We start from the raw sequence: 11633 nt of genomic DNA, 5'->3' as shown, positions 1-11633 counted from the left end.
GATGTCGCCTTGCATGCAGCTCTCAGTCTCGCGCAGCACGACTCGACGAAGTCAGAAGCCTATCTGGCCATTCGGCGTGGTGGCCAGAAAGCGCGTGGTTGACAAGTTCTTACAACTTCAGGAACCCTGGAAATAACAGTTTAAGTGACGCCGAATTTTGTTGACTGAGAGCGCCGGTTTTCATGCGGCTTTGGCGAGCGAAGCGACGACAAACAGCCAACATCCCAAGCGCACCCAACACTTACGCTAGACACAAACGTAACCCGTAGACTTGTCAATGAAATCGGCTAACAGTGGCTAATATTACACAAATTCGAATATCTGTAATGTTGAAAACGGGAAAGTTATTGTATACTTTTACTTATAAGTAACAGATCAGATAGGGTGATTAAAAGGCGAGTTATCGCGATTGAATAGCTCGGGATGATTGAGGGAAGATAGATGTCACATACGATATTAGGGATTCATTTGAATATGATGTTGCATTTAACAGTCTTGTCGCTGCCGATGCTGTTGGCGCAGTTGATTATTGCGACGTTTTTTGCCTCTGGGTTTGTGAGTTACTATCAAAAACTGTACGTGTATAGCTTTCGGACGGCTGATGTTCAGCGTTGGCGCCAAATTGGTGGCCGAATGCTGTTAATGGTGATGTCGATCGGTACGGGCATGATTTTTCATTTGATGGGGTACGTTAAAGGACCCGATTCGATGATGTTTCACAACGTGGGGTTGTTTTTGCTGATTTTTCCGTTACTCGATACGGGAATCAATAAGTCAGAGGTTGCGCTACGAATCATTGGCATGCTTAGTGTTTGGCTGATGCATTATATGGGGACTTACGAAACAACCCGTTTTTGGCTTGCCGTTGCCTTTTTAGTGGTTGGGGTCGTTGTAATGCGCCGTTTTCGGTCACGAATTCGGGAGAGCTTCTTAGAGAGTGTGATTTTATTTACCGCACTAGCCGTTGTGTTCTGGTCGTTTCTACCACCGTTTTCTGCGCCGGGAGATCGAGCGATGATTGCCATTCAGGCGATCTTTATGTTTGGGTGCATGGCCGGTATCTCAGCGCTGTTATGGATCCGACAGCATCACGAATCGGTTAAGAATATTAAAATGCAACAGTTGGCGAACTACGATCAATTGACCAACGCCAAAACGTATTCACTGTATCAACACGATATCACCGAGATGTTTGATGAAGCCCGCGAAAACGGGGAGCCGCTGACGTTGATTGGTTTAGACATCGATCACTTCAAGCAAATTAACGACCACTACGGGCATTTGGCCGGTAACGCGATTTTAATTGGCGTGGCGACATCGTTGAGTGAGGTGTTGGGCAAATACGGTGATGCGCATCGGATTTACCGAACGGGTGGCGAAGAGTTTAACATTACCTTCCCTAATCAGACGCCTGAAGAAGTCTTGCCGGTTGCCAAGGAATGCTGGGAGACGATTCGTAAGCAGCATTTTTCCTACGGCGATTACGACGTTGCCATTACGATTTCAATTGGCATGACGGCGATGCGTGATACCGATCGGACGATTGAAGACACCTATAAACGCGCCGATGATAATTTATATCTGAGCAAGCGGGCTGGCCGGGATACGATCACGGTGGAAGGCGAAACGCTACACCAACGGTCGAACCACGATTTGTTGGCAACGTACGCCTTCTTCACGCAGGGGATTACTGACGTTGCTACACCAGAACATAATCGTTACCGAAACGAGCTCTTATTGCGAATGTTCGACCATGAACACGATCGCTGGATCTTACCCGCACTGTTTGATATTTCGGTCGATACCCAAATCGATTTGATGAAAAAGGCGTTGGCTAGCAGTCATATCGACAAACTCTCAATCAATCTGACCCAGGGCCAGTTTGAAGATGAAGCCGTGGCTAAATCCCTGACGAACTTCCAAGCAAGCGGTGAAGGGCCGGCAGAGCTGACGGTAGAAATCACGGATGTTCCCGATATCGTCACGATGCGCCGAATTACTGCCATTTATCGGTTAGGTGGCATTCGAGTTGAAATCGATGACGTGGGAAGCGACAACAGTTTCGAAGTCGTTCGCGGTTTACTGCCGTACGTGAACGGGGTTAAATTTGCGATGCAAAATCTACGCAAAAGCAACGATGCCGATCAGATGCAAGAACGGGTTCGGTTCTGGTTAAACATTGCTAAGGAAAACAACTTGATGTTTATTCTAGAAGGCGTTGAAAATGCCGATGAGGTTGCTTGGGCGCATGACGAACTTGGCATTAATTTGTTACAAGGCTACTATTTCAATAAACCGGAGTTACCGGTATTGTGATGGCTAATTTCAATGAGAGACTGACACTTTATTAGCGTTGGTCTCTTTTTGCTTACGCTTGTGCCCAGCGTAAGGATTGGGTGCGATTTGGGTGCCGGCTGTTTGTCGTCGCTTCGCTCGCCAAAGCCGCATTGAAAAGCGCTCGTTCAGGCTACAAAATTCGGCGCCACTTGAACTGTCATTTCTAGGGTTCCTGAAGTTACGAAAACTTACCAACTACGCGCTTTCTGGCCACCACGCCGAATGGTGCTGCGCGAAACTGAGAGCTGCATGTAAGGCGAGTCCGGTAAACCCGCCAAGCCCGGGCGCCTTCACCGAACTCACCTTACACACTGCTCTCAACCCGTCTCGCTCCGCACACTTACGCTGGACACAAACTAAAGCAACAATCATCACGTAACTAGTTATCAACGAACACGCAAGCTTGCCGTTGCCGAAGTGGCCTGCTAAACTGATTGTAGGATAATGATAGAAAGGAATTGACTTCATGACGCCCCAAAGTATTTTAAAGACCCAATTCGGGTACGATACGTTTCGTACCGGCCAACAAGAGGTGATCGATGCGGTGCTGGATCATCAGCCCACGTTAGCGATTATGCCAACTGGTGGTGGCAAATCGCTGTGTTACCAGATTCCGGCGCTGATTGTGCCCGGAGTGACGTTGGTGGTGTCGCCGTTGATCTCCTTGATGAAGGATCAAGTGGATGCCCTGAACGAAAACGGCATTCCGGCGACTTTTATTAACAGTTCGCTGAGTTACCAAGAAATCAATGAACGATTTGATCAAGCCGCCACGCAACAGGTTAAATTGCTGTACGTGTCACCAGAGCGGCTTGATTCGGGGTATTTTGCCCGTTTAGCTGAATTGCCGATCGACTTGGTAGCGATTGATGAAGCGCACTGTATCTCGCAGTGGGGGCATGATTTTCGGCCGAGTTATTTAAATCTGGCGACCACGATTCAGCAGTTGCCATCTCATCCGACGATCATTGCGCTGACGGCAACGGCGACACCACGGGTAGCCGCTGATATCATGCAACGGTTGGGCATTGATAAAAAAGTCGAAACTGGTTTTTCGCGGCCTAACTTAGCGTTTAAAGTCGTTAAAGATCAAGATGAGGATCGCTTCTTAATTGACTATTTACAGGCCAACCCGGACCAGTCCGGGATCGTTTATGCTAGTACGCGAAAAGAAGTTGAGCGATTAACGAAGTTACTGGAACGCAAAAAAGTGGCCGTCACGATGTACCATGGCGGTCTGGATAAGACGGAACGACGCCAAAATCAGGAAGACTTCCTCTATGATCGAACCCCAGTGATGGTGGCGACAAATGCCTTCGGGATGGGTATCGATAAGAGTAACGTGCGGTTCGTCATTCACGCGCAAGTTCCCGGTAGCTTGGAAGCCTACTACCAAGAAGCTGGCCGGGCTGGGCGAGATGGGTTACCTAGTGAAGCAATCCTGTTATTTAAACTGGCAGATGTTCAGATTCAACACTTTTTGATCGAGCAATCCGAGCGTGACGAGGCCAGTAAGCAACAGGAATATGAAAAACTCCAAGCGATGTCTCAGTATGCTAACACGCAGGAGTGCTTGCAGCGTTATATTCTGGCCTACTTTGGCGAAGAAGGCGAGGACTGTGGTCAGTGTAGCAACTGTTTAGACGACCGCGAGTCGCAAGATATTACGGTGGAAACGCAAAAAGTGCTCTCTTGCGTGAAACGGATGGACGAACGGTTTGGTAAGGGATTCGTGGCGCAAGTCTTGGCGGGTTCTCATAACCAACGGGTGAAGCAGTTCCACTTTGACACGTTATCGACGTTTGGGTTGATGAAGGGTCGGGCGCAAAAATCCATTACGGAGTTGATCGACTTCCTAACGGCCTCAGGGTATTTAGCTGCGGATGGTGGGCAGTATCCCATTTTGAAGATCACCGCACTGGGTGTTAAGGTTTTGACGGGGAAGGAACAAGTTTTCCGGAAGGTGGCAGTCAAGGCCAGCAAAGCACTCCCACAAAACGACGAGCTATTCGAAGCTTTGCGCGCACTGCGGCGAGAATTTGCGGAAAAGCAGGGTGTCCCACCGTTCGTTATCTTCTCGGATAAAACGTTACGTGATATGTGCGTTGTGATGCCAACCACTTTAAATGACATGTTAGATGTTAAAGGGATTGGTCAAAGTAAACTAGAGCGGTATGGCGAGGCATTTTTGGCGGTACTGCAAGAAAACGCCAAGCAGGCGGAGTAACCATCAGTCCATTAACCTGATTACCAATGGCGTTAAGCTTAGTTAAGACTGCCGTATCAAACAATTGAAGTAGAATAAACGTAATCCGCCTCGCAGATTCCTAATTTTGGAATCCGCGAGGCGGTTTTAAATGGTGTTGGGAGTTGTGTGCGAATTGAGATGGCGAGCGAAACGGTAACTGGCAACTCAATTTAGTTGGTTACTTCACCATGTAAGCCTGCTTATAATCCGACGCAACCCCGCTACTATTATGAATCACCCCGTTAAGCTTGGGGTTAGTGAGGTAGGAGGTTGCCTGTTGATACAGTGGCGTGACGCCTTGATCCTTCATCAGCACTTCTTCCGCCGCCAGCATCGTGTTCCAACGGTCAATGGCGGAGAGGTCGCTGTTGCTAACTTTGGTGACTAGATCATTATAGCGATCGTTTTCCCAATGACCGTAGTTGTGTCGGCTACGGGTGGTCATAATCTGTAAGAAAGAGAGCGGATCGGGATAGTCGGCACCCCAGTACGACAGGAACAGTTCAAAGTCACCGGCGAGGCCGCGCTGGTTGTTTTCGGTAAAGCTCCCTGTGACCAGTTTAATGCGCAGTCCGGGAAGGGTTTTGGTAAGTTGGGCTTTGATTTCTTTTGAAACCTGTAAGCTGGTGGCGTCATTTGGCGTGGTTAGTGTTAAAGTTTGGTGCGTTTTACCCGTTTGTTTTTGGGCGAGTTGCCATTCCTGTTTGGCTAATTTGAGATTGCCCTTAACGCGGCTGACAGCGCGTTGTTGATCGGCGAAATCGGAGCCGGTTTGGGGGTTCTTGCTTAAGCCCGCAGTAACCAGTCCTCTTGGCGGTAAGGAGGCGTTTTTCAACGCGTTATTGATCAGTTGACGTCGGTTGATCGCGTGGGAGATGGCGAGGCGCGCGTTTCGGTTTTGAACCAATTTTTTTGCTTGTTGATTGGTTGTGTTAAAATTATATGAGATGAATCGCATCGCTGAGAAGGGTCGAACCACGTAATCGGGCTGTGTTTCCACCTTTGGAATCTGGTTACCTGATAATTGAATCTCGTCAGCGTGGTGAGCCTGAAAGCTTGCTAGGTCGGCTGCCGGTGATTTTGACGTGGTGATCGTTAAGCGGTGGAGGTAAACGTGGGCCTTGTCCCAGTAGTAGGGATTAGGGACCAACGTTCGCGTTAGGCTACCGCTATGCCATTTCACGAGTTTAAATGGTCCGCTGTAAAGCTGGGTCGTTGCCCGCTTACCATACTGAGCACCGTATTTGGCCACCATTGTACTCGATTGTGGGGCAAATAGTGGGAAGGCCAGCAGGGTCTTGAAGTAGGTAATTGGGTGGTCAAGCGTCACGCGAAGATGATGGGTCGAAACGGCTTGAACACCGAGGGCGCTCGCTGGGAGTTGTCCCCGGCGAATTTTACTGGCGTTTTTGATGCCACTCAGCAAATTGGCGTTCACTGATTTAGTCGATGTGGCGATCGTTCGTTTCCAAGAATAGACGAAATCACTGGCGGTAATGGGCGCGCCGTTACTCCAACGTGCGCTATCCCTGATCGTAAAGTCGTAAACGGTCGCGCCGTGGCTAATTTTAACCGCCGTGGCTAGACCGGGATCCACCCGCCCATTTTTGCCGAGTCGATAGAGGCCTTCAGTTGAACTGCGAAGTTTGTTGAAGCTTGAAACTTTTGAAATATCGACAGTGCTCAGTGGCGTGGCTTCTACGATGGTTGCGGTTTGATTTTGGCTCATCACACCATGGTTATCGGTGAGCTGTTTTTTCATCGTGGGTGTTCGACTACAAGCCCCTAATAGCAGGAGCAGACTGATGAGCCCTAGAAAACGAAACTTAAACGACATGGGTCAGGATCCTTTCGTGACAACAACTTAGCCCGATTCAGCGGGACTGAATGAGAAATGAGGTTATCAATTATGGTATCGGAAAAACGACTGTCTGCTGGACAGTTTGCGGCAATCGTACATATTGATCGGCATCAGTTGGATCAGTACGACCAACTTGGCGTCTTTACGCCCGAAACCCGGGATTCAAATGGACGCCGCGGGTATAGTTTATCACAAGTTAATCAATTATTGATGGTTCGGTCGCTACTTTCTGCCGGGGTGTCGGTACAGGCGGTTAAAACAGCGCTAACAACGTCATATCCAGAGGTGCTTAAAGCCCAACAGCAACGTTTGACCGATCAGTTAGCACAACTCACAGCGGCTCAAGAGCAAGTGACGAAACAACTGACGAACGTTGAGACCGTTAGTCGGGCAGTGACGGATGAAGCGACTTTGGTCACTCGGCCACCAGTTGACGTTTGGACAACGGCGGTGCCAGAGGGGGAAGCTACGTTAACGCCAAGCTTGCAGACCCACGTTGCGCGCATCTTGACGGCACAGCAACCTGCAACCATGATGATCGGGCGGATGCACCCCAAAACGGCGATTACTGATGGTGATGATGAAACGGTCACAACCCTGTATACCCCAGTCGTTGCGCCACAGCAATTACCGACGGATGAGACGCAGGCGGCGGGGCAGTATTTATTGCTCTATCATGACCGTCAAACACCGCTTCTTACGGGCTTTGAACGGTTGATCAAGACCGCTGAGGATCAACACCTCGTGTTAGCGAACCAATTCTATGAAGAACCAGTTCAAACCGACTTGGCAACTGCTGATGTGGTGCGATTACTGGTAGCAGTTAGGGGGCGAACAGCGTGATCGAATGGACGGATCAGCAGATTCAGGCGTTTCAGACGACCTTGCTCGCGTGGTATGATCAGGAAAAACGAGACCTACCTTGGCGGCGAGATCACGACCCCTACCACGTGTGGGTGTCGGAAATTATGCTGCAACAGACGCAGGTTCAAACCGTGATTCCGTACTACAACCGGTTTATGGCCCAGTTTCCAACGGTCGCCGATTTAGCAGCCGCTCCAGAAGCCAAGTTGATGAAGGCGTGGGAAGGACTTGGTTACTATTCGCGCGCTCGAAATCTACAACGCGCGGCTCGGCAAATCGTCGATGAGTATGGTGGTGAATGGCCGCAAACGGCTGCTGGTTTACAGAAACTTGCCGGCATCGGACCGTATACGGCAGGTGCGATTGCCAGTATTGCGTTCAACGAACCGGTGCCAGCCGTTGATGGCAATGCCTTTCGGGTGTTTGCGCGGTTGCTGAAGATTGATGATGATATTGCGAAACCGCAGACCCGTCAGGTATTTGAACAAGTCATTTCTCGAGTGATCTCACAAGAGCGGCCGGGGGACTTTAACCAAGCCATCATGGATCTAGGATCGAGTTATATGACGGCGAAAAATCCCGATAGCGAACACTCACCAGTTAAGGCCTTTAATCAAGCCTACCTAGACGGAGTTGAACTTGACTACCCAGTTAAGACGAAGAAGCCGCGACCAGTGGAAGTGGCCTATTATGGGCTGGCCATTCAACAGGGCGACCGGACGTTAATGGTCAAACGACCAAGTGATGGCCTACTGGCAAATTTTTGGACCTATCCGTTAATTGCTAAGGCAGACGTAGTGGCGTTGAGCGATGCTGACCCTGCCGATGTAAGTGACGAGGCGGCCTTAGCGTTATTACCACAGTGGGTGAAAGCCAACTATGGGTTGACCGTGACGGTGACGCCAATTGGTGGGCGGCCAGTGACGCATACCTTTACGCATCGCAAATGGCTCGTGACGCTGTTAACGGCAACGGTTGCGGCGGATGCCGATTTAAGTTTCTTTCCAGGAAAATGGCTTGATTCAGTTGAAATCAGCACGATGGCCTTTCCGAAGGTTCAAGATAAATTGTTTAAACGAATGACAAAAGAAAAACCAATGTATCGGGGATGACAACGAGTGACAAATGAAGTAAGTGGTCAGCCGGTTGATCAAAACGGCCGACCGTATAATCGAATTGCCTTAGTGTTAACGATGTTGATTGGGACGTTCAGCACCTTTTTGACGTCAACCATGCTAACCACGGCCTTTCCAACGTTGATGACATCGTTTCACATTAACGCGAACACGGTGCAGTGGCTCACCACGGGATTTATGCTGGTGATGGGGATCGTGATTCCAATCACCGGATTTTTTCTGCAACGATTTGATTCACGAAAACTCTATTTAAGTGCCATTTTAATTTTTTCGGTGGGGACGGTGATCTGTTACTTTGCTCAGAGTTTCTGGGTGATCTTGATTGGTCGACTCGTTCAGGCAGCTGGCGTTGGCATCACTGCGCCAGTGTACCAAACCATCATGACATCGATCTTTCCACCCTCGCAACGGGGGGCCGCAATGGGGACTGCTGGGATCGTGATCGGGTTAGCCCCTGCCATTGGCCCAACCTTTTCCGGGTGGCTACTGATCCACTATTCATGGCGGATGCTTTTCCTATCGATTATGCCAATTTCACTGATCGTGCTTGTGCTGGGGTGGTTTACCCTGCGCAAGGTGTTACCGACTAAGAAGGCACCCATTGATTGGCTGTCAGTGTTGATGTCAGTCGTTGGATTTGGCTCCATGCTGTTTGCGTTTTCTTCCGTTGGTGATTATCAGTGGACGGATCCCATTGTGTACGTGACGTTAACGATTGGGGTCATCGTGGTCGCGCTGTTTGTTTGGCGATCACTTAAAATCAACAATCCGTTATTGCAGTTAAAGGTGTTTAAAAATGGTGAGTTCACGCTGTCGGCCTTTTTAGTTGCCGTGGCTTTTATGTCAATGAACGGATTTACGTTGGTGCTCCCGCTATACCTGCAAACGATTCGGGGAGAGTCACCGCTCGCTTCAGGGTTAACGTTATTGCCTGGGGCCATCGTGATTGGGGCTATGAACCCGATTACTGGTCGGGTGTTTGACCGGCTAGGCGCTCGCAATATGGCGATTACCGGCATGTTTTTGCTGACGGTGACCACGGCTTCGTTTATTCCAATCACGGCAACCACGCCGGTGATTTACATCGTCTCGCTGTATACGGTGCGGATGTTTGGCATTTCCATGGTGATGATGCCCGTAACGACGACCGGGATGAACGCGTTGCCGTTAAACTTGATCAGTGACGGGACCGTTGTGAACAACACGGCTCGACAAGTCTTTGCATCGATGGGGACCGCTGTGCTGGTTTCAGTCATGTCTAACGTGACGAACAACCAAACGCCGGGACATGGCGTTGCGACTGCGACACCGGTGTTATTTAAACACTTAGCACTACAGGCAAACGTCGTTGGGTTTCGGTACGCCTTTTTGATTGCAACGATTTTTGGGGTCATGGGATTGGGTCTGACCTTCCTATTGAAGAAGTCTTCAAGGGAGGCGGCTTAGCATGATTATTTTGATTTTATTTGTAGGGGCCGTATTATTTGCGACAACGATGATTTTTGCGCAACCGAGTGGTCGAAAGACGCTGTTGGTGACGTTAGGACTCGTGTTGACGATTGGCAGTGCGGGTGCGATGATCTTGAACTACAACCAACATTTAGGCCTCAAGCAGGTGACGGTAACGCGGCACTATCCGTTGGCATCAAGTCAACCAAAGGCTGGTCGGGTATTACTAGTCAAGCCCCTCGGAACCGCCGGACGAGAACCCGTTTACCTTTACCGCACTAATCCGTTGGCAAAACAGTTAACAAAAACCAATCCGGCTAAGGGCAGTGCTAAGGTGATTCGAAATGCTGCTCAAACTCGGTTGACGGTGAAGACCACCACCTGGGTTTACCGGAATGAAGAATTACGCTTGCTGTTTGACGTTGGCATGCCCAACCATGAATTTGCTGGGAAACAGTGGCAATTTGAACTAAAGTCTGGTTGGCGAGTAGTGACGCTTCGATAACCGGATTTGTCGGGCTGAATCGGGAGTAGTTTGAAGAATATGACGGTAGAGTCGTGAATTTGAGGTAATTTCGTGTATAATGGCAACAAATAACTGCCGCAATGAGAGGACGAAAAACATGGATACAGTATTTGATGTCTTAAAAATGGTTTCCGTAAACCACCACGGAATCGTGGGTGAGCAACTTGTAATCACGGATGTCAGTGGCAAGCCCAACGGCCTGTTAACGGATCTGTTGCGAGATACGCTTGGTAATATGCGCTTATTCATCGATATGGAAAAGGTCTTCTCGGCGGATGATGTGCTGAGTGCGCTGGGTGAATGTACGCCACTGCCAGACGATGTTTTGGACGAATACGCCAAAATCTTAAAGGAACGCGTGTTGGGTTTGAACATTGCACCACAGAAGAATCAGGTCGAGATTTTGGTTCGCTAAACCAACTCATTAGATTAAACGTGAAAATGGACTCACACTGATTTCACAGAAGACCTTCATCTCTGTAAAAATACTGGTAGCGCTTTATACCGCATACGAGATAGTGATGAGAACTTTTAATGAAAACAGATAAATTAGCGTTTTTGAGCGTTTTATAGTTGCACTTTTCGGAATTACCTGTTATTGTAATGGTAATGTATTTATGCTTCGGAATTAAGGTACAACGTTCTTTTTAGAATGGCTCCTTATTCAAAAGTTTCAAATGCAAAATTTATTTGCGCATAGCGCATGGAGGTTTCATTCTAATGGAACAAGGTACTGTTAAATGGTTCAACGCTGACAAAGGTTACGGTTTTATCACTCTTGAAAACGGCTCAGATGTATTCGTACATTTCTCAGCTATCAACGCTGACGGCTTCAAGACCCTTGAAGAAGGCCAAAAGGTAACTTTGGACGTTGAAGACGGCGACCGCGGCCCACAAGCTGCTAACGTTACTGTTGCTTAATTCTTAATTAAGCCTAAAAACGATTCGACTAGTGATAGTCGGATCGTTTTTTTTGCGTTCAGATGTTTACGTGTCCAGCGTAAGCATTCTGCTGTTCAGTTTGTGAAGCTTGATTTGCGTGAACTATCGATTCCGGTAAGCGGCTAGGTTCCTGCTGTGGGGCCGATCTGAGCCGAAGGGCGGTCTCAGACCTCAAATGTAAGCCTCGCCAAACCCCATGCGAGTCTTACATTTGTCCCCGATGATTGGCGGTTGTCGGAAGGGCACCAACAACCACCAATCATCGCGACA

9 protein-coding genes are annotated in these 11633 nt (G+C 48.9%); 8 read left to right on the top strand and 1 reads right to left on the bottom strand.

Features of this window, described 5'->3' with window-relative positions; genetic code table 11:
- Nucleotides 1–441 precede the first annotated feature (441 nt).
- Together ACYVR3_RS05505 and recQ are read left to right on the top strand one after the other, a co-directional pair.
- The gene (locus ACYVR3_RS05505) at nucleotides 442–2316 is read left to right on the top strand and encodes a sensor domain-containing diguanylate cyclase (RefSeq protein ID WP_461243418.1); all 1875 of its coding nucleotides are present in this window, start codon (nucleotides 442–444) and stop codon (nucleotides 2314–2316) included.
- A 487-nt stretch (nucleotides 2317–2803) separates the two neighbouring features.
- A complete protein-coding gene (gene recQ / locus ACYVR3_RS05500) occupies nucleotides 2804–4564 on the top strand; it encodes a DNA helicase RecQ (RefSeq protein WP_461243417.1) in 1761 nt (586 codons plus the stop codon).
- Between the two features lie 199 nt (nucleotides 4565–4763).
- Here recQ and ACYVR3_RS05495 read toward each other — a convergent pair whose 3' ends face one another.
- Entirely contained in the window at nucleotides 4764–6422 is a 1659-nt protein-coding gene (locus ACYVR3_RS05495; protein ID WP_461243416.1) for a peptide ABC transporter substrate-binding protein, read from the bottom strand.
- A 72-nt stretch (nucleotides 6423–6494) separates the two neighbouring features.
- Here ACYVR3_RS05495 and ACYVR3_RS05490 point away from each other — a divergent pair, with 72 nt between their 5' ends.
- From ACYVR3_RS05490 to ACYVR3_RS05465, 6 genes are all read left to right on the top strand, one after another.
- The gene (locus ACYVR3_RS05490; protein ID WP_461243415.1) at nucleotides 6495–7289 is read left to right on the top strand and encodes a helix-turn-helix domain-containing protein; all 795 of its coding nucleotides are present in this window, start codon (nucleotides 6495–6497) and stop codon (nucleotides 7287–7289) included.
- A complete protein-coding gene (gene mutY, locus ACYVR3_RS05485) occupies nucleotides 7286–8422 on the top strand; it encodes an A/G-specific adenine glycosylase (protein WP_461243414.1) in 1137 nt (378 codons plus the stop codon). The genes ACYVR3_RS05490 and mutY overlap by 4 nt, the downstream gene beginning before the upstream one ends.
- A gap of 6 nt (nucleotides 8423–8428) precedes the next feature.
- Nucleotides 8429–9892: an MDR family MFS transporter gene (locus ACYVR3_RS05480; RefSeq protein WP_461243413.1), complete on the top strand. Its 1464-nt coding sequence runs from the start codon at nucleotides 8429–8431 to the stop codon at nucleotides 9890–9892.
- 1 nt (nucleotide 9893) lies between these two features.
- On the top strand, nucleotides 9894–10400 hold the full coding sequence (locus ACYVR3_RS05475) for a DUF4811 domain-containing protein (RefSeq protein WP_461243412.1): 507 nt from the start codon (nucleotides 9894–9896) through the stop codon (nucleotides 10398–10400).
- A 118-nt stretch (nucleotides 10401–10518) separates the two neighbouring features.
- A complete protein-coding gene (locus ACYVR3_RS05470) occupies nucleotides 10519–10836 on the top strand; it encodes a hypothetical protein (protein WP_054736492.1) in 318 nt (105 codons plus the stop codon).
- Nucleotides 10837–11141: 305 nt separating this feature from the next.
- The gene (locus tag ACYVR3_RS05465; RefSeq protein ID WP_054736490.1) at nucleotides 11142–11342 is read left to right on the top strand and encodes a cold-shock protein; all 201 of its coding nucleotides are present in this window, start codon (nucleotides 11142–11144) and stop codon (nucleotides 11340–11342) included.
- The last annotated feature ends 291 nt before the right edge of the window (nucleotides 11343–11633 follow it).

It is taken from the genome of Secundilactobacillus muriivasis (assembly GCF_054785195.1).
This window is presented reverse-complemented; position numbering and strand designations above follow the sequence as displayed.